The organism is Bradyrhizobium sp. NAS80.1 (assembly GCF_001908205.1).
In the GTDB taxonomy this organism is placed as follows: domain Bacteria; phylum Pseudomonadota; class Alphaproteobacteria; order Rhizobiales; family Xanthobacteraceae; genus Bradyrhizobium.
The window spans coordinates 1-18,789 of record NZ_LGHL01000007.1; the positions used below are offsets into that span (position 1 = coordinate 1).

Sequence of the window (18,789 nt, forward strand, 5' to 3'; positions counted from 1 at the left end):
GATCTCATCCTGCGGCCGCGGGCTCAGCGGTGCCCGTACTGCAGAAGACAAATCCTTGAAAAGTCGCTGCACAAACAAGTTCTGCCAAAGTAGTGCTAGCCTGACCTCAACAGGGATCACTCCCTTGCCGTGGCATTTCTTGCATCTGGGCGGATAGATGCGTCGTCCCGGCGTGTCGGGTTGGGTCACGGCTTCCGAGCCGGTGCCGCTGCATGCATCGCACTTAACCTCTGTTTTCGGCTTGGCCATCCACGCGAAACCTCCTTCGGCAGCAGATCGTTCGCGACAGCAAACCAATATGGAAGCGCAGGACATCAATTCAACAAGCGGTTGCATTTCGTTGTCGCAATCTGTCAGCCTTGATGCCCCATTCCCTATCTAGAGCTGTCGCGCCGTAAGTACGCGAGGGGACGACCGCGGCATGCGATGCGTCGCACACCAAAAATATTCTTCAATTTGTGGCGCACATCACTACTGGAAGAAAACGAATCGTGTTGTGGTCTCCATAGCGCAATCGACGCCTCGCGCGACGGTTGCGTTTTCAGAATATTCGAATGAGTGAAGCTCATTCTTGCGTTGAATATCTCGTTGCGAGTAACCTGCGTACGTGAATTAGTTTTCTCTTTTCCTAGTCTGTTTTAGCGGAGGCATGCAATGAGCCGATCTGCTTCAGACGTACCTTCAAACCATTCTGTCATCGCGATTGATCGAAGGAATCTGCTGCAGGGCGTAGCAATAACGGGCCTTGCCGTGGCCGGAAACGCCTTCCTGGCGCCGGCTGTCCGGGCGAACATCTGGGAAGAGGGCGAGGCTCAGTGTCACGTTTCAGCTCCCGAACGGGTCCTGAGCGACGATCTCAACGACGCCCAGCTTGCCGATTTTATGAAGGTGTCGCGAACGCTGACCGGCATGCCGCTCGCGTCATTGCAGGATATTCGCCTCGGCCGCGAGTATCTCGTGCGGTTCGCTAAACTGAATGTCCCCGGGATCGATCTTGGCAAACTGCTCACTGCGCGAGATCAGACAACCGACGCAATCATGAATGACAAGGACATACGGGCCGCGGCGGAGCAGCTGATCTACCTTTGGTACCTGTCTGCATTCTTTCTGAATACCAGCGTTGGTCCCGCCTGGGTTTACGGGACGACCGATCAATACGAGCAAGGAATACTCTGGAAGGTGATCGGTGCGCATGCGCCGATGATGCCTATGAAACCCTTCCATCGAGACTACTGGGCCAGGGAGGCCAATCTGGCTTAGGACGGTTGCATTGAAGGCCTGCAGATTTCCGACAGTAGGGGGAGTGCATGGCGACAAAGATTTCCCAGCCCGAGTTCGACGTCATTATTGTTGGCTCCGGCGTCAGCGGCGCGCTCATCGCGAACCAACTCGCACGAAAGCAGCTTCGCGTCCTGATCCTGGAGGCAGGCGGCGTCGCGCGAGAATCAATCGGACGCTATGAAATGTTGTCGGCCTACGCCGCGTCGACTTCCAAGGCGACCGACACACCCTATTGTGGCGACAACGTCCTGGCCACTCAGCCGGATCCTAAAAACACGAATGCGCCGGATACGTCGAACTATCTGTATTACCCGCCGCAATATTCCGGCGACATGTTCAAGAGCTTCTATGAGCGGATTGTCGGCGGAACGACCTGGCACTGGCAGGCGCTGTATGTTCGTATGCTGCCAACTGATTTCAAGCTCAGCAGCACCTACCATGTGAAGCAAGCCGTGGACTGGCCGATTAGCTATTCCGATATCGAGCCCTACTATGTTCGTGCCGAGGAAGAGATGGGCGTATCCGGTAGTAGGGATGACTTCAGGAGGCCCCGATTCCATAATCCGATGAGCAAGCCGTATCCGATGCAGCCGCTTGCGCAAAGCTACGTCGATCAGAGGTTCAAGGAAGCGATCGACGATGAGTACATGGACGCCCGTCTTGACGGCGCGCCCACACCGATGAAGCGCGAGATGATCTCTCTGCGGGTTTCGGCGGTACCCCACGCGATCAATTCGCGAGAGTATGACGGCCGACCAGCCTGCGACGGCCGCACCTCCTGCGTACCCCTTTGCCCCATCAAGGCTCGTTACGAGGCCGTCTTTCATGTCGAAAAGGCGCTCCGGGCGGGAGCGACATTGCGCAAGCAGGCGGTGGTCCGAAATCTCGAATTCGACGGTGAAGGCAAGCGTGTCGTTGGCGTGAACTATTCGAATTGGGTGTGGGAGGAGGACTCCACTAAGCCCGAAGAGAACGGCAAGAGGGTAGTTGTTTCAGACGGGTACGCAACGGCCCGCATTGTCGTGCTGGCAGCAAACGGCATCGAAAATCCGATGATCTTGTTGCGCTCCAACGCGGCGCGCTCCTGTGGCCCGGTGTTGGGCGGCTACCTCATGGATCACCCCATGAAGCAGTCGTTTGCGCTCGCGAAAGCGCCCGTCTTTCCATATCGCGGACCGCAGACCACCTCGCATATAGAGGGCTTCCGCGACGGCGCCTTCCGTGAGGTCTATGCGTCGTTCAAATGCTCGATCAAGAACGATGGCTGGGCGTCAACCATCGCAAGCTGGCCGCGCGGAAGCGGCAGGTTTCCATCGGCTGCGCAGGGCGACTGGCTTCCGGGAAGCATCGTCAACTTTGTGAAGGATTTCGGCTACGCCGGGGCTAAGCTGAAAGAAAAGCTGGCACAGCATGGCACGCATCAGATCACGCTGAACAGCGCATGCGAGCAGCTGCCCATTCTCGAAAACAGGGTGAGTCTTGCGCCCATCGACAAGAAGGACGACCTCGGACTTCAGCGGCCCCAGATCGCCTACAAGGTCTTCGACAATGACGGCGGCTATGTCGAGCGGTGCTTCCATAAAATCATCCAGTTCCACGGCAAGGTGTTCGATCATTTCGGTGTCACCAACCGCTTCATGATGGACGATCAAGCGACCTTCCGGCTGTTCCTTGGCTCGGGTCACATCATGGGAACGACCCGGATGGGCACCGATCGAACGAAAGCCGTCGTGGATCCCGAATGCCGGGCATTTGACCACCCGAACCTTTTCGTTGTTGGGAGTAGCGTCTTCCCGACCGGAGCGAACGCCAATCCCACATCGACGGTCGCCGCGCTCGCGCTTCGGGCCGCCGATTCGATTGAGAAGCAGCTGAGAGCCGGCAGCTAGCGATTAAGGCGCCGGATGTTGACGAGTTTGTTTCAAGACGGAGTCTCCACATGGTCCATCGCAGAAAGCCCCCAAATGCAGTTCGCCAGTATGGCGTGCTGGTCGGATCGATCGTGGACGGCTTTGAAAGCCCGGAAGGGGCTTCGCCCCACTACGAGATCTGGGTTAAAGGCGACGCTGACTATCGGATTGCCGTCAATGTCCAATCGGTCGATGACAGCGAGGTGCTGGCCTATTTCGATGCCCGGTTCGACCGATCGGGTACCTTGGATCTGACATCGCTGCTGACGGGCGACCCTGGCTTTCGGGCGCTGCGGACCGGCCCAGCAGGCCAAGGGGGGCTCGACTATTTGCGCGACAATCTCTTTCCAATCGACCAGATGCAACCGATCCCGGCCGCGGGCAGCGGCGTAACGCTGAAGAACCTGCTCGACGCCAACATTGAACGGGCGAAGGCAGACCCCACCGCCATGGTGGTTTCCTTTGGCGAATTTTTCCAGGACGCCGGACCGGACCAATACTTTGGGTTCCGGCCGGAGCGGGGAATTCACGACATTCATATGATGCAGGGTAACAGCGGACAGTTCGCCAGCGATAACCGCGTGCACGGCGATGGTGCCTTGCTCCTCAGCTTCAACAATGCGCAGGAAATTGTCGCTCTCTTCGTGCGCTTCCAGACACAGTCGTTGAACACGGACGACAATACTGGCGCGCCAATCGGTTAGGCCGAGGAGTGCAACAGGGGGCATTTTCGGCGGAGGCGTCATCAACCGCATTTCGAGAGAAATTACTCAGGGGGATTCCATGGCCAAGAAGGCAAAGCGTCTCGCAGTGCAAAAACGTAAGCCCCCGGTCTTGCGGTTTGCTCAACCATTCTTCACGACCACTCCGCCGGACCAGCGACAGCTAGATCCCAAGACCGGCGCGCGGAGCATGTCGCAATTTGCCACCGCGAGGCTCGGGCCGATACCACCGCCGTCACGCAATCCGGTCATGGACCTCAGCGAGATCATTGGACAACCCGGCGTTGATGAAATCAAAGCTACCGGAGCAATCCGGTTTCATGCCGTTGGCGACACTGGACGGGCCGCAGGCGATACGACCTCGCAAGAGCAGATAGCGAATGCCATGACTTCCGACTACGACCCCGCCGCTGCGGGGCATAGTCCGGCGTTGTTCCTACATCTAGGCGACGTGATTTACGGGCACAACAAGGACCTTCTCTATCGTGACGAATTTTATCGTCCGTACATGAAGTATCCCGGCAAGATCGTAGCGATCCCCGGAAACCACGACGGCGAAATCTTTGCGCAAACAGATACCAAGCCGCTAAAGGCCTTTCTCGACAACTTCTGCGCTCCAACCGCAAGCCTTCCGAAGATCGCGAACGATGTCCGTATTTTCCGCGAGACAATGACTCAGCCGGGCGTTTACTGGCTGCTCACGTCTCCTTTCGTGAACATCATTGGCCTCTATTCGAATATCGCCGAAGGTCCAGGAAGCGTTCTGGGCGCCAACAACGACAAGAAGCAACTGCAATGGCTCGACCGGACTCTGGCGAACCTGAAACAGACTGGAGACAAAAGAGCACTCGTTATTGCCACCCATCATCCGCCCTTTAGCTCCGGGGGGCATAGTCCCAGCCAGCAGATGCTCAGCCAAATCGATGGCGTCTGCAAAGCCAACAAGCTTGCGCCGCATGCGATGCTGGCCGGTCACTCTCACAATTATCAGCGTTATACCCGGACCGTTAATTTCGGGACCGGAGCCGTCGAAATTCCCTATATCGTCGCAGGTTGTGGAGGTCATGCCGAATCGACCGTTGTTGCTGCTCATAAGCAACAGATCGGCGATACAGTTTTCGAACAATCGCTGCAGGGATACGGTTATCTGATGATGACTGTGAATGCGAACCAGCTGATCATCCAGATGTTCGAAACCACCGGTGGCGCGAAGAAACTGTTCGACACCGTGACGGTCGACATTGCGAATCATCGCGTGCAGTAGCGTTCGAAATGACTATCTTCGGTGCGGGCACAATGAGTAACCTCTCGAGGACCCTTGCGGTAATCGTCGTTGTCGCAGCGATCGCGGTCTCCGGTTGCGCCGCGCAGCCAACCCAAATCACGATCCTGGCTACCAACGATATCCACGGCGGCATCGAACCCAGCGTTGCCGAAGATGGCACGATAGAAGGTGGCCTGGCGGCGTTCTCAGGCACCGTCAAGGCCATTAGGGCGGGCCTGAAGACCAGGCTTGGAGAGCAGGTTGGCGTCTTGGTTCTCGATGCCGGCGACCAGTTTCAGGGTACGCTCATCAGCAACCACAACGAAGGCCAGCTTGTGTTTCAGGCGATGAGCGCGGTCGGCTACGACGTGGCTATCACCGGCAATCATGACTATGATTTCGGCCCGGTGGGCTGGCTTGCGGACGAGCCCACCACGCCCGGTCAGGATCCGCGTGGTGCGCTCAAGGCAGCGCTGACCCATGCAAAGTTTCCGCTGATCTCGGCCAACACTTTTCTGCGCTCATCGCTGCAGGACGCGGCGGGTAATCAAGTGCAGGTCGATCAGCAAGGTTGCGTTCCGAAGGTTCAAGGTAACCACCTGCCAGTGATCGATTGGAACCGGGCGGCAAGCCCCGATTTTCTCAAGCCGTACCTGATCAAGGAGGTCGCGGGGGTACGCGTCGCCATCATCGGGATCGACAATGTGTTCACGCCGACGACGACCACGGCCGCCGACGTGAGCGACCTTTGCTTCGATCGCGAAGCTGATGCTTATCTCCGGGTTCGTAGTCAGCTCGATGGCCAGGCCGACGTGTTCGTCCTGCTGATCCACGACGGCAACACCAAGGACACAAACGACCTCTCGGCGCTCGTCGAGTTGCTTATATCCTCTTCACAGCCAAAGCGCGGAGCGGTCGTCGATGCGGTGATATCGGGGCATACACACTTCACCTACAACAGGACCGTCGGCGAGGTGCCGGTCATTCAATCGGGTTTTGGGGGCGACGCCTATGGGCGCATCGATTTAGTCTACGATCCCAAGCTCGGACGGATCGATCGGGCGAAGACCAAGTCGTATGCGGGAGTCAAGACATTTCTCAACAAATGCGCAGAGACAGCCATGGATTACTGTACTGTCGATGCGGTGACTCACGTCGTGATGTACGAGGGCGCGCCCTTCCAGAATGACGATAGCATTGCCCAGCTCATCGCCAAGGAGAGGCAGGCGATCGCTCCGCTCGCGGGACAGGTGCTGGGCCACGCGACGGCCAAGGTTGTTGTCAATCGTGTCGATGAGAGCGCAGTTGCCGACGAGCTCACCGACCTTCTGCGCCGGATCTCGGCGGCTGATGTCGCGTTAATGAACACCGGCGGCATTCGCGCGCCGCTCGATCAAGGTGACGTAACCTACGAGGCGCTGTTCCGCGTCATCCCCTTCAACAACCACGGCGTCGTGATCGGCCCGATGCGGGCCTCCCTACTGTTGAAGGCCCTGAGCCAATCGGCGCAAACATGCGGAACCTATGGCGCACTGATGCAAAGCGGCTTGAAGGTGGAGATTGAGAAGGATTGCGACGCGCCGGCAAACCGCGATCACATCGATCCGAAGGCCAAATTGACTCATGTTGAGACACTCGGCGGAAAAGTGCTGCTCGATGCTACGGGGGCTTGCCCGGCATCCGCCCCGGGCGAAGATCCGATGCTGACGGTCGCCACGCTGGATTTCCTTGCAGCGGGTGGCTCGGGTTATGACATGTTCAAGGGCGTTCCCCAGATCAAGGATATCGGCATTGTCCGGGAGAAGATGAAGGATCTGCTGATCAACGCGCCAAAAACGTTCAAGCCCGACGACATGGACGGACGCTGGGCAGTGCATAAGCCTCCTCCCAATTAGTATGAATGGTGGGTAGCCTTCCGATGGCTGTCATGTCGCAGCGATTTCGAAAAGCTTCCTCCCACAGGATCGCAAGCAGTGTGAGCCAAGGCTCTTGCAGTGACCGGGACAACGCTCAATCGCGACGCAAGCCTGTTTCTTCGATCAGGACATCGCCCGTTACTATCATGATCTGTTCCTGTTTGATTGGGGCAGAATCGGCGGCGTCGGTATCAATGAGTCGATCCCAGCTCCTGAAGCGGTGCGCGCGGATGAAGGCCGTCTCGAACCTGGCCGGCTCCGAGTGACTGCCAGCGAGCTCCTTGGTTACGCCTGAGCCCGATTTAAGCAGGCGAGGGGATGAGCAGCGCGGCCGTAGCCAAGGAGAAAAAGTAGGATTGGAGGAGAGTATGGCCAAGAAAATCATCCTGCTCTCGGACGGTACCGGTAATTCTGCAGCGAAGGTTTGGCGCACCAATGTCTGGCGCCTATTCCAATCAATCGATCTCTCCGACTCAAGCCAGATCGCGATTTATGATGATGGCGTGGGGACCTCCTCGTTCAAGCTGCTCGCCATTCTCGGTGGTGCATTCGGCTTCGGCCTCAAGCGCAATGTTCTCGCTCTCTACAAATTTGTCTGCCGCAACTACCAGACCGGGGACAGGATCTACGGCTTTGGCTTCAGCCGAGGTGCCTTCACGATCCGGATCGTCGCGGGGCTGATTCTGAACCAGGGGCTCGTGAGCTTCGGCAATGAGGCCGATCTGGACAGAAAGGTTCGTGCTGCTTTCCGCGCCTATCGACACGAAAAATACTCACGTTGGAATCTGCAGTATCTGTTCCGGCTCGTCCTGGCCTTGATGGATCGAAGATTCTACAAGCCTCATCAGCGTCCCGTACCCAGCATCGAGTTTCTGGGTGTGTGGGATACCGTTGCCGCGTATGGCTTGCCGGTCGATGAGATGACAAGGGGCGTCGACCAGTGGATTTGGCCGCTCGAGCTTCCGAACACCCATTTCAACCCGGCGATCGTCAAGGCGCGGCACGCCCTGGCGATCGATGACGAGCGGGCCACTTTCCACCCCGTGTTGTGGGACGAGAACGAAACCAACACGCAGCCCGCCGGACAAGCTCGTCCGGCAAGCGGGGAGCAGCTCCTGCAGGTGTGGTTTACCGGGATGCATGCCAACGTCGGCGGTGGCTATCCGGACGATGCCCTCGCAAATGTATCCCTTTCATGGATGATGGCCGAAGCGCAGCAGTCGGGCTTGGTGCTCAAGGAAATCAAAAATGCTGAGCCCGATGCACTGCTCTCCGCCAATTCGGCCAAGGACAAGGACGGACGGCTTTACGATTCGCGTAGCGGCGTCGGCGGCTATTACAGGTACAGCCCGCGCAAGATATCGGATTTTTATGCCCCCATGGCAACCGCGGCCTCTAAAGCCGGCCTGACACCGGGCAAACTAATTCCCAAAGTTCATGAAAGTGTGTTCGGGCGGATAAAGGTGGGTGCTCACCTCTACGCGCCGATTGGCCTGCCCGCTGACTACGAGGTCGTCACGGGTGGCAACACCTCGGTGATCTACAATCCTTTGCCCCCGAGCGTTACGACGCCTCCAGCGATGATCCAGCCCAACGCGCAACCGGCGACGGAGGGCCCGAATGCACCTGTGCGTCATCTTGCGCAAGAGGACGTCTGGGATCTGGTCTGGCGCAAGCGCGTCATCTACTTTCTCACCGTTTTCGCAACCGGCTATCTGCTGCTGTATCCGCTGTTCCGCGACACATACGCGTTCGAGGAGCTGCGCACCCGGCTTCGGATCGTTTCTGATTCTATCCGGCTGATCGGGTCCGCTCTGCCGAGCACCGCAGGCCGATGGATCGATGCCTATGCAAGGGAGCCAGGCTGGTTCCTGGTGGCAAGCGCGCTTGTGGTTCTCCTGACCGCGACCAGCTCAAATCTCGGAGCCCTGATCAAGGACAAGATGCGGTACATCTGGGTGAAGTATTTGCCCCAGACTCAGGCGCCACCGGCGCCGGTGCCAGCAACCACTGGCGTGACCATTGGCTCTTCTATCGTGTTCGCGCTTCTGGTGTTCCTGGCTGTCTTTCCAGTCTTGTCTCGTTACGTCGCACTGCCGTCAATTTCAGGCGAGCTCGGTGAAGACATCACGAGCGTCGGCGAGGCTCTCAGAGCCTACACTGCCCCCCCCGGTCAACGTGATCGTCGGGCTCTATGTGATTGCGTATTATCTGCCGGGGCGATGGATCAGGACTCTCAGGCAATCTCCTCATTATCAGGCCGTGCTGCGGGCCTTTAAGTATGACATCCTGCCGTTCCTTTCAGCGTTCGGGTTGCTTCTCCTCGCCATCGAGTTGAGCGCGCACTACGCCTTCAACGTTGTCGACAGCTTCGGCTTTGCCTGTACCGAAAACGAAGCGCTCAAATCAGACAGCCGGCACGGCTTCGAGCGCCGCGGAGGCAACTGGGCCAAGGAGCTTGTGCTCGACACCAGCGACAACGGCTCTGGTGACTGCCTATCGACCGGTACCTATCTAAGTACGGGAACAGATTACCGCGTCTCAGTCGTGCGCGATGGCGAGCAGTGGACCTTCTTTGGCGAAAATTCCTTCATGGGAGCGCAACCGATTTCACGGCTGCCCTGGTACAAGGAATCTTTAATGGCGGCGATGTTCCCGCTGCGCCGGACCTTTGACCGTCCTTGGGGTGCCGTCATCCTGCGGATTGGCAACAAAGGCTTGGAGGAGGATTTCCTGGACCGTCCTCCGCCGCCGCAAACGGACGACTTCTTCCCGGGCACGACCGAAAAGATTCCCGACCAGGAGGCTTTGGGTGAGAAGCTCAAGCCGAAGCGGGATGGGGAGTTATTCGTCTATTTGAACAAGCCGGTCTTCGGCGTTTCTCGATGGATTGGCAACTCCGGAAGAGCGAAGATTAGCATCAGCTATCCTGCGGATTGAGAATGACTCTGCATCAGACCAGTGGTTCACACAATGGTATCCATCAGTGACCGGCACTGTGAAATTGAAATATGCCAATCAGGAAATCTCGCTCAATGCCATCACGGAGGCGCCAAAAAGCGCCGTGTCAAAGGGTGTGAAGCTCAACTACAGACTCATGGATTTGACGCCGTTCAACGGCGGCCTGGTCGAGATCGCCGCCGCGCTGGTTAGCCGTGCCTGGCAACAATCTCCTCAGCGCCGCTGTCGGCACGCTGAGCGATTTCTCTTCGCTGATCGCGGCGCCGCTTGGGCGAGCCATCCCGATCGCGCAAAAGGTCCAGACCGGGATTCAAAAATTCCTCGACGATGCCAGTGGCGGCGTACATTTGGGGCTTCATCAGACATTCACTTGGGCTGGAGGTGACGGTGCGAATCCGTTGGTTCCCGGCTATCTGGCGGTCGTGCTTGCTCCCACGACGGACATCGCCAAGGAGCGCTTGTCGGTCAAGGACGATCAACTCCTCTACGCCCCGCGCGCGGGAGCAGCGACGCAGCCGCTCACGGGCTACGACTACATACTGTTGCGCATCGAAGGTCACAGCGAACGGGACGACTGGCGCTTGAGGGACATCTCCGAAGCGCTTCTCAAAGGGGAAGACAAGGAAGCCGAGGCCTTTCGCGTCATGACGATCACCGCCGCCTGGCAGTCCGACGACCTTGCCGTCGGAGACCGACGGCGCGTCGTGCAGGCCATCAAGGCAGAATTGGAGGCCGTCACGAAGGAAGGCAAGCAGGCCGTTGGGGATGAAGCGCGATCTCTCGCCGACATCGTCAAGGTACACGCAATGAGCCCGGAAATGGCCAACAAGCTGCTGCCGATCAGCCTCGAGGAGGCTCTGTCTAAGGAGCAATGACGATCGCGATTGCGTGCGTCGGCGCTAGTCAAAAACATTTCGTCGCGACTAGCCCCCGCACGCCCCGCGAGGCAGCGATCTGGCGCTCGCTCAGCGTGATCGGTGAATCCTTAGGGCGCCGTAAGCTTGAAGTGTCCACCACGCGTGGGGCGATACAGCGTTACGTTACGTCCACCCGGCAGGGTCAAGCCCAGCCACGCAGATTCATAGGCGGTGATCTCTTCCGTTTCGGGGAGAGACTTAATCGCGCCCAGCATGAAAAGAATTGCCTTTGAAGCGAAAGATTTCCCGGTGTTCGAGGCGCCAAAGATAATGTTGAGCCCGTTTCCGAACTTTAGCTCGGCAGGATTCACGGAGGGCCCAGTGAAGGTGAGGTGACGTAGACGGACGCCAGTCATGATGTCGACAACCCTGTCGAAGTCTCCTCCGACCTGAACTCAGCCGTCCAGCGACCTATCTTTTCTTCGACAAGCTCCCGAATCTGCGCCTTCGACAAACGGGCAAATCGATTAGCAATCCACTTCGCCCGCGCTTTGAGCTCTATGGAGTAGGGCTTCTGAAGGAGGTCAAGGTAGCTCGGCGCTTCTTGACTCGCGCAGAACTGAATACCGGTTTCGGTGTCGAACACGTCGACGAGGTGAATCTGCTGCATAATCCGTAGGCTTCGCTCAACAAGCTTGCGACGAACGAGCAACTCGCCCATGCGATTGGGAAGATCTGGGTGCAGACTTTCAGGCACGTCCTGACCGTCGAGGTCTCCAGTGTGGACGACTAGGTGATCAAACCAAGTCATTTCCATCAAATCGCAGTGTCGAGGATAGAAGGCTTCGAGCACCACCAACGCCCGGATACCGGTCTCAAGGGTGCTGTTGAAGGGGTGCCCGCTTGGAGAGCTTCGCTCTAGCGATGCCATGGCAGACGTCCCTCATTAGCGAACTGATGACAGGTCCCCTGTTTAACCGGCGGACCCGCGTGCTTTCCTAGGATGCCCGATGGTTGCAGGATCGCAGCCAGCTTCATTACCTGAGTGAGCCTTGCTAGACCACTAACCTGGGGCTCACCGTGGGTTTCAACCACCCCGTGATAAATCTCGTCCTTGAAGTTCATCAGATAGTCGTCGGGCGTGGAGTCGCGGTAGAACCGGTCGAAGGCCACAGCGTCGAAGAAGCGGGTGCGCTGGTCGCGCAGATGTGTCCCGTGCTCAGCACTGGCTAACGCTGCCGCCGCATCCGGATATCTGCCGGGCCCCTTCTCCTCGTACAGCCGTAGCAGCTGCCCGACATACGGTGACTCCTCGGACTGAATCTGGTCGGGCACCATGCCTCGCGGTGACGGGCCGGGATCGTCGCCAAACCATTTTACCAATGCTGGCTTGCACGCAGGATCGTTGACGAGGCGCGCGGAGTCCAACCAGTGAATTTCGTTGAAGTTGAATGCCACGATCATCGCTCTTATCTCGGGCGTGAGGAGGATTTCCTGTCTATCCACGAGACGCTTGGCGATATCGGTGTCCCATCGATCGAGAAATGCCTGACGGAATCGCTCGGGATGGGCAATGAAGGCCTGTACGGCCCGTCCCACGCCGCGGGGAGCAACGAATGTGTAGGCGCGTGGAAGCGAGAACTCCCCCGCGGCCGCGTGCATGAAAATCTTGCCGAGCTCCACGAACGCCGCTGGTTCTGACAGCGTTTTACTTAGCTGCTTGCACTGGAAGTTATCCCAAGGACCCTCCATCCGCCGCTCGGTGACATAGCCAGTGACGTCGCGACCCATGTCGCCAGTGCCGCGCCAAAGCTCATGACTATGGTAGTCTTTAACCCGCTTGGCGAGCCAATCGTTAACGAAATCCTCGAGGCCATCCGCAGGCAAGGACCGAACCAGGACGGCGTAATTGGGGCGCAATGCAGAGCTCCAAACATAAGGATTTCAATTGGTAATTACGACACAATGCCTTCATTTACAAATGCGCGATTCGATCGATATTCGCAATTGACGCGTGTATCCTTCCGGCTCTGTTCTGATCGAACGGAGCGTTTCTGCTTACCCCCAACCCGACATCCGCGCGTTGGCGAGCACACGCCCTAAATCTCTTTCTGTGGGCCAGGGCTAAAATCTTTAGAGCGCGCGTGTCTCTTTATCTGATTTCGGTTGCTCAGACCTTGTACCGCGGAAACCTCTGTGGCCACGGGTGCAACGCGCAATGCCTTCCGGCCGCTTGTGCGGGCAAAGGCAGTGCAAATTGACGCCGAAGCGCACGATCGCTCCACCGTTATGTGAATGAAAGATTTGCCGCGCTGTCCGCATTGGAATCCACGCGGATTCATTAATTCATAGCAATCCGCGGCCGGCAGGGAGTCAGAGTCTTGCGAATCCGAGTCCGCTCCGCTGCGAACCGATACCGATCCTGCTGAATGTGGCCCCGGCAGGACTCGAACCTGCAACCAGGCCGTTATGAGCGGCCGGCGCCCTCCAGCTCCTATCTCGCGTTCGAGAAAGCATCAGCTGCGTAGACGACCTTTCCGCCCACGACCGTCAGCAGGGACGCCGTGGCGCCGATTTGCTCGACGGGGACGGACATGAAATCCCGGTCGAGAATCGCGAAGTCGGCGAGCTTGCCGTTTTCGAGCGTGCCGCGCCGCGTCTCGTCGAAGCAGAACCAGGCGCTTCCCACGGTATACAGCCGCAAGGCATCTTCGCGGCTGGGTGTTTCGTCCGGGCCGCGCGTCGATAGTCCGCCGACGGTCTTGCCGTCGAGCATCCACTGCAGCGCAACGAACGGATTGTAGGATGCGACCCGATGCGCATCCGTACCGGCCCCGACATGGACGCCCTTGCGCAGCGCCGTGACGATGGGCGGCATGCTGCGCGCGGTTTCGCCGGCCTGCGCCACGATACGGTCGCCTCCGAGATACATGGCGTCTTGCATGGTCCAGCCGATACCAAGGCCCTTCATCCGGCCCAGCGTTTCGGGTGTGGCGTTGTCGAGATGGGCGATGGACCAGCGCAGCGGCGCGATCGGCGTCTCCCTGTTGACCTCTTCATAGAGGTCAAGGAGTTGATGGACGGATTTGTCTTCCTGCCAGTGGATGGTGACCGTAAGCCCTTGTTTTGCCGCCCAGCGAACGATCTCGAGGAATTTGTCCTTGGTGGCCGCGTCGGGCGCGTTGTTGTTGTACATGGCGCCGGTGATCCGCTCGCCGATTCCGTTGAATCGCAGCATGTCGTCGCCGAATGCCATCGGCAGGAACGGCGTGAGAGCCTTGTACTCCTCGAATTCCGCACCGACATTCTGGGCGAAGAGGCTGAAGGCGACCCGCACCGAAAGCGATTTCTCGCGCCAAAGCCTTTGCAAGGCGGCGTAGTGGCCGGGATAAATGCTGAAGCCGCCGGGATCCACGATCCCGGTAATTCCGAGACGATTGAGCTCCGTGAAGAACTGCCGGGTCCCGGCGACATTCTCCTCGAAATTCGGCCTCGGCAGGCGATCGAACAGCGCGGAGATGCTGACGATGGAGCCGTTGAACCAGCCCGTGGTTTCGCCGGATGCAGCGCGTTCGGTCGTGATACCGGCCGGCAACTGATCCGCTGAAATTCCGAGGGCTTGCTGCGCTTTCGGCGTCATCAGCACCGCCGAATAGAAGAGCTGGATGTAAGCCGGATTGTCTGGAACGGCCGACATCACCTCGGCCAGGGTTGGCCGCCGCTTCTCCGCAAATTGCAATTCGCTCCAGCCGCCGGCCACGATGATCCAGGACGCCGGGCGCGCTTTTGCCGCCTGGCGCAAGCGTTCCATTGCCTCGCCGATGGTCTTTGCGCCGATCCAGTTGACCTCGGTTGCGTAGGTGAGGCCGGCGCGCACTGCATGAATGTGGGAATCGATCAACCCCGGAATGATCGTGCGTCCGCCTGCGTCGACGCGGCGCGTCGCGGGCCCAATCAGGCCTTCCATGGCATCGTTGCCGCCGACTGCAACGATCTTGCCTTCGCGGACTGCGATAGCCTGCGCGATCGTCGATGCGGGATCCAGCGTCACGATTTTTGCGTTCGTGACAATGAGGTCGGCCTTTTGTGCGTAAGCCGAAGTCGCCCAGCACGAGATTACCAAAATCGCCAGAAGTTTGCGCATGTTCAGTCCCGAAATGAGAGAGGCAGGAGTGAGAGAGGCAGGAGCGGCGCCACAGATCCGCCGCCACGCTAGGTTCTGGGCAAGGGTTGAAGCGCGCCGACGAATATCATGTCGGGCAGCGTCAGAGCTATTTCCCCTTAGCGCGCCCGACCAATCATCAGCAAGATGCCAACGATTTGCGGCAATAGCGCAAACAGCATCAAGCGCAGCATGGCGAAGTCATCGGCCGCTGGTTTGGCGTTTCCGGCACTGAGCCAGGCCACGATCTTAATAGCCGCGGATTCGAATGCCGGCGGCGTCGGGACTAGGCCGCAAACATTGCAGCCAGATGATCGATGAAGGCGCGAACGGCCGGTGGCAGTCCGCGCCGAGTGGTGAAAACAATGTGAACGATGCCGTTCTGACCACTCCAGTCGGGAAAGATCCGGACCAGCCTGCCGCTCGCCAGATCGTTGCGGCAGATATGGTCCGGCAACAACGTCACTCCTAGTCCGGCCGCCGCAGCGTCCCGCAGGGCGGAAAAATCGCCGCAGGTCATCCGCGGCTCGTGCCGGTAGGTGTGAGTGGCGCCGTCGGGACCCATCAGATTCCATGCGATCTCACCGGACTCATCGGTTGAGCTGAGCGTCGGCAACTGGGCCAGCCCGGCGATATCGTCGACCGCAATGCTGTTGGCCAGGGCCGGGCTTGTCACCAGGATGCGCCGGGAATGACCGAGCGTGCGCATGGTCAGGGACGCGTCGGTTACCAGCTCGAGGCGGACCCGCAGCGCCAGATCGATGCGTTCGGCAATGAGGTCGACCGGACGGTCGGTGGCGATCATCTGCAACCTGACCTTCGGGAAGCGGCTCAGGAAGGCCGGAAGTCCCGGCGACAACACCTCCACCATGCCGTGCGGGCAACTGAACCGGACCCGCCCGTGCGGCTCGCTGCGGGCCTGCAGCATCAGCGCTTCTGCCTGCTCGGCCTCCTCAAGCATCGCCCGGCAGCGAGCATAGAACGCGCCTCCCACCTCGGTGACCCGGAAGCGCCGCGACGACCGCTCGATGAGGCGGACCCCGAGCCGCGCCTCGAGTCCCGCGATTCTTCGGCTCAGCTTGGATTTGGGCAGGCGCAGAGCCCGGCCAGCCGCGGCGAAGCCTCCATGTTTCACCACCTCGGCGAAGAAGGCGTAGTCGTTCAGGTCGGGCATCATGCACTCACTGTTCTATACATAGAACGGTACGTGCCACATTTGCCGTCTATATGCATCAGTGTTCTGAATTTATCTCCCTTGCATGCGGCGAGGCGGTCTCGCCGGGAATGAAGGAGACAGACGATGGGCAGGTTCGAAAACAAGGTCGTGGTGGTCACCGGCGGCACCAGCGGCATCGGGCTCGCGACCGCCAAGGCGTTTGCGCAGGAAGGCGCCTCGGTATTCATCACCGGCCGCCGCCAGGAAGCGCTCGATGCCGCGGTCAAGTCGATCGGCGGCAAGGTGACCGGCGTGCGCGCCGACATGGCCAAGCTCGCCGACATCGATCGGCTATATGATGCGGTCCAGCAGCAGCACGCGCAGATCGACGTCGTGTTCGCCAATGCCGGCGGCGGCAGCTTCGCCCCGCTCGGCGCGATCGACGAGGCGCATTTCGACGAGACGTTTGCGACCAATGTGAAGGGCACCTTGTTCACGGTGCAGAAGGCACTGCCGCTGTTGCGCGACGGCGCCTCGGTGGTCCTGACCTCGTCGACCACGAGCCTCGCGGGCACGCCGGCCTTCAGCGTCTATTCGGCCACCAAGGCCGCGGTGCGCAGCTTCGCGCGCAACTGGATCCTCGACCTGAAGGATCGCCGGATCCGCGTCAACGCGATCAGCCCCGGCGTAACCGAGACCGCCGGACTGAACGAGCTGTTCGGCGGCGGCGACCAGGCCAAGGGCACCAAGGATTATCTGGCCAGCCAGATTCCCGCCGGCCGGGTCGGCCAGCCCGAGGAGATCGCCAAGGCGGTGCTGTTCCTCGCCTCCGACGACGCGAGCTACGTCAACGGCGTCGAACTCTTCGTCGACGGCGGCCAGGTTCAGATCTGAAGTCGAATCTGAAGCAAAGCTCGGATCTGAAGGACGTTCAGATCCGAGCCAGCGACATCAACGCTCCTGCGCCCCGTATCTGAACCACGGTATCCGACCCGAGTTCGTTGATCGCATCCCCAAAGTCCTCGACAATGGAGTGGTTTATATCTCCCGCAAATACGCGACGGCTTGACACCCGCGCAGATAGCGGCGTACCGCGTCAGCGATCAGCGCGTACGGCAACAGGCGCACGCCGATCGGTACAGGAGAGAGCGAGGATTTTGGGGGCGCCGTTGGGACGCGATCAAAGGCTTCTGGCAGGCACTTACAGATTGGTTCTAATCTCATCAAGGCCGACAGAAGGCTCAAGTAGTGGGTCCGACAGAACTCGAACCTCGAACCAGACCGTTATGAGCGGCCGGCTCTAACCATTGAGCCGCGTGGAGGAGAGCGGCATTCGCTCTTCAGTCCAGAGTTACCTGGCGGTGAGTCCAGCCTGGGTGGCACAAGTCCAAACTTATGTGGTGGCGTCGTCCAACAGCCGCGGTAGGGCCCGGCTGGACTCGAACCTGCAATCAGACCGCTATGAGCGGTCGATTCTAACCATTGAGCTACAAGTCTTACCAAACGTGGCCGAACGCTGCGTCCGATCAGTTCAAAGGCCCCGCCATTGCTAGCGGGGCCTTTCCTTCTACGAGAGTAGGGGACCCCTTCCCCTGCCGGCGCACCCGGCGCTGCGCGCCGGGGGTACCTACTTAAGTAGAGGGCGTTTTAGTAGGGGGCGCGTTATGCCCGTCGCCGCACCCGCGGCTGCAGTGCATTACAACAAAGTTGCGCGGCGCGCCGATCGACACCGCGATGTACTTCCACGACTGACGCACTTTATGCAGGCGCCATACCGCACCAGCGTGAAGTAGGTAGGGCAGGCAACAGGCGTAGCCGGATCGTTGAGTCGAGTGTCGGGCTACTGTTTTGGCAATCCGGCTGGCGCACAGCCAGACAATCAACTATTGGCGCCCACCTTGCTGCGTTCAGCAAACTCCATCCGTGCAGGACTCTTACTGTGCCCCAGCGTTGCTGGGGTCGGTAAGCGCCCCTCTCCTGAAAACGGATCGCGAACCTAGTTTGCCAACTCGGGAGCAAAAATTGTCAAACCATCGGATCTGTGAGACGTGGGGCGAAGAGCTAAACGATTGATATAACTTGATTATTTGGTGAGCGCGCTGGGGCTCGAACCCAGGACCCCGTGATTAAAAGAATGATCTTCAAGGCATTTTCTTCTATGATTTCAACGAATGCGGTTGACAATTTTTTTTGGAGCTAATGCGCGATAACGGGCAAAAGAGCAGGGCGTTTGCCAACTGCTATGGGTCCTCCTTTCCTGCCGAGACGAACACGTGCCGCGCCTGCCAGCCGGCTTCCAGCACGTTCATCGCACAACGGAACGGAATTTCGGGACCTCCTTGGCGTAGTGGTGCACCATCGCCACCGACATCCCGAGGACGGCCGCTTCAAAGAATAACGACATGTCAGCCACGTAGCTGGAAAGTTTCTTGCGTGCGGAGGGAGCCAAGCGGCAGTCCTTTGCAGATGCGGCCTTGGTTCCGCAAACCGTCTTGTCGACTGCAACAGACTCACCGTACCTAGTAGCCGAGCGCATGTCTGAGACAACGGATCGCTAATG

The 18,789-nt window shown here is 59.0% G+C and carries 17 protein-coding genes; 10 read left to right on the forward strand and 7 right to left on the reverse strand.

What is annotated here, in order from left to right; all coding sequences use genetic code 11:
- Positions 1-249: hypothetical protein (locus tag AC629_RS47595; protein ID WP_210418983.1), on the reverse strand; the 249-nt coding region annotated here is incomplete at its 3' end.
- 405 nt (positions 250-654) lie between these two features.
- Between AC629_RS47595 and AC629_RS01790 the strand changes: the two genes are divergently transcribed.
- From AC629_RS01790 to AC629_RS44760, 9 genes are all read left to right on the forward strand, one after another.
- Positions 655-1,260: a hypothetical protein gene (locus tag AC629_RS01790; protein WP_143198842.1), complete on the forward strand. Its 606-nt coding sequence runs from the start codon at positions 655-657 to the stop codon at positions 1,258-1,260.
- A gap of 47 nt (positions 1,261-1,307) precedes the next feature.
- The gene (locus AC629_RS01795) at positions 1,308-3,170 is read left to right on the forward strand and encodes a GMC family oxidoreductase (protein ID WP_084803067.1); all 1,863 of its coding nucleotides are present in this window, start codon (positions 1,308-1,310) and stop codon (positions 3,168-3,170) included.
- A gap of 50 nt (positions 3,171-3,220) precedes the next feature.
- Positions 3,221-3,895 (forward strand): DUF2278 family protein, encoded by a 675-nt coding sequence (locus tag AC629_RS01800; RefSeq protein WP_084803068.1) that lies wholly within the window; start codon positions 3,221-3,223, stop codon positions 3,893-3,895.
- Positions 3,896-3,974: 79 nt separating this feature from the next.
- Entirely contained in the window at positions 3,975-5,177 is a 1,203-nt protein-coding gene (locus tag AC629_RS01805) for a metallophosphoesterase family protein (RefSeq protein WP_084803069.1), read from the forward strand.
- Between the two features lie 8 nt (positions 5,178-5,185).
- Positions 5,186-7,072 carry a bifunctional metallophosphatase/5'-nucleotidase gene (locus tag AC629_RS01810; protein ID WP_084803070.1) on the forward strand — a complete coding sequence of 629 codons (1,887 nt, stop codon included), beginning with the start codon at positions 5,186-5,188 and terminating at the stop codon, positions 7,070-7,072.
- 389 nt (positions 7,073-7,461) lie between these two features.
- A complete protein-coding gene (locus tag AC629_RS01820; protein ID WP_084803072.1) occupies positions 7,462-9,372 on the forward strand; it encodes a T6SS phospholipase effector Tle1-like catalytic domain-containing protein in 1,911 nt (636 codons plus the stop codon).
- The gene (locus tag AC629_RS01825; protein ID WP_084803073.1) at positions 9,356-10,033 is read left to right on the forward strand and encodes a hypothetical protein; all 678 of its coding nucleotides are present in this window, start codon (positions 9,356-9,358) and stop codon (positions 10,031-10,033) included. Before AC629_RS01820 ends, AC629_RS01825 begins: the two co-directional genes overlap by 17 nt.
- A 46-nt stretch (positions 10,034-10,079) precedes the next feature.
- Positions 10,080-10,439 carry a hypothetical protein gene (locus AC629_RS44755; protein WP_143198843.1) on the forward strand — a complete coding sequence of 120 codons (360 nt, stop codon included), beginning with the start codon at positions 10,080-10,082 and terminating at the stop codon, positions 10,437-10,439.
- A gap of 73 nt (positions 10,440-10,512) precedes the next feature.
- The gene (locus tag AC629_RS44760; RefSeq protein WP_143198844.1) at positions 10,513-10,929 is read left to right on the forward strand and encodes a hypothetical protein; all 417 of its coding nucleotides are present in this window, start codon (positions 10,513-10,515) and stop codon (positions 10,927-10,929) included.
- A 110-nt stretch (positions 10,930-11,039) separates the two neighbouring features.
- Here the strand turns inward: AC629_RS44760 and AC629_RS01835 are convergent, their stop codons facing one another.
- The 6 genes from AC629_RS01835 to AC629_RS01855 all read right to left on the reverse strand — a co-directional run bounded on the left by AC629_RS01835 (position 11,040) and on the right by AC629_RS01855 (position 16,250).
- Positions 11,040-11,282 (reverse strand): hypothetical protein, encoded by a 243-nt coding sequence (locus AC629_RS01835; protein WP_210418984.1) that lies wholly within the window; start codon positions 11,280-11,282, stop codon positions 11,040-11,042.
- Between the two features lie 41 nt (positions 11,283-11,323).
- Positions 11,324-11,842: an ABC-three component system middle component 2 gene (locus AC629_RS01840; RefSeq protein WP_084803075.1), complete on the reverse strand. Its 519-nt coding sequence runs from the start codon at positions 11,840-11,842 to the stop codon at positions 11,324-11,326.
- A complete protein-coding gene (locus AC629_RS01845) occupies positions 11,830-12,831 on the reverse strand; it encodes an ABC-three component system protein (RefSeq protein ID WP_210418985.1) in 1,002 nt (333 codons plus the stop codon). The genes AC629_RS01840 and AC629_RS01845 overlap by 13 nt, the downstream gene beginning before the upstream one ends.
- A 574-nt stretch (positions 12,832-13,405) precedes the next feature.
- Complete coding sequence (locus AC629_RS01850) at positions 13,406-15,055, reverse strand: amidohydrolase (RefSeq protein ID WP_084803076.1); 1,650 nt, start codon at positions 15,053-15,055, stop codon at positions 13,406-13,408.
- A 137-nt stretch (positions 15,056-15,192) separates the two neighbouring features.
- On the reverse strand, positions 15,193-15,318 hold the full coding sequence (locus AC629_RS49705; protein ID WP_283845214.1) for a hypothetical protein: 126 nt from the start codon (positions 15,316-15,318) through the stop codon (positions 15,193-15,195).
- 41 nt (positions 15,319-15,359) lie between these two features.
- Positions 15,360-16,250 carry a LysR family transcriptional regulator gene (locus AC629_RS01855; RefSeq protein WP_084803077.1) on the reverse strand — a complete coding sequence of 297 codons (891 nt, stop codon included), beginning with the start codon at positions 16,248-16,250 and terminating at the stop codon, positions 15,360-15,362.
- 123 nt (positions 16,251-16,373) lie between these two features.
- On the opposite strand from AC629_RS01855, the gene AC629_RS01860 reads away from it, so the two are divergent.
- A complete protein-coding gene (locus AC629_RS01860; protein ID WP_084803078.1) occupies positions 16,374-17,123 on the forward strand; it encodes an SDR family NAD(P)-dependent oxidoreductase in 750 nt (249 codons plus the stop codon).
- Positions 17,124-18,789: the final 1,666 nt, after the last annotated feature.

Coding starts and splice junctions, on each gene's coding strand:
- AC629_RS01805 (WP_084803069.1), top strand. CDS start 3,975: ATGGCCAAGAAGGCAAAGCGTCTCGCAGTGCAAAAACGTAAGCCCCCG.
- AC629_RS01795 (WP_084803067.1), top strand. CDS start 1,308: ATGGCGACAAAGATTTCCCAGCCCGAGTTCGACGTCATTATTGTTGGC.
- AC629_RS01820 (WP_084803072.1), top strand. CDS start 7,462: ATGGCCAAGAAAATCATCCTGCTCTCGGACGGTACCGGTAATTCTGCA.
- AC629_RS01850 (WP_084803076.1), bottom strand. CDS start 15,055: ATGCGCAAACTTCTGGCGATTTTGGTAATCTCGTGCTGGGCGACTTCG.
- AC629_RS01855 (WP_084803077.1), bottom strand. CDS start 16,250: ATGATGCCCGACCTGAACGACTACGCCTTCTTCGCCGAGGTGGTGAAA.
- AC629_RS01790 (WP_143198842.1), top strand. CDS start 655: ATGAGCCGATCTGCTTCAGACGTACCTTCAAACCATTCTGTCATCGCG.
- AC629_RS01840 (WP_084803075.1), bottom strand. CDS start 11,842: ATGGCATCGCTAGAGCGAAGCTCTCCAAGCGGGCACCCCTTCAACAGC.
- AC629_RS01860 (WP_084803078.1), top strand. CDS start 16,374: ATGGGCAGGTTCGAAAACAAGGTCGTGGTGGTCACCGGCGGCACCAGC.
- AC629_RS01810 (WP_084803070.1), top strand. CDS start 5,186: ATGACTATCTTCGGTGCGGGCACAATGAGTAACCTCTCGAGGACCCTT.
- AC629_RS01800 (WP_084803068.1), top strand. CDS start 3,221: ATGGTCCATCGCAGAAAGCCCCCAAATGCAGTTCGCCAGTATGGCGTG.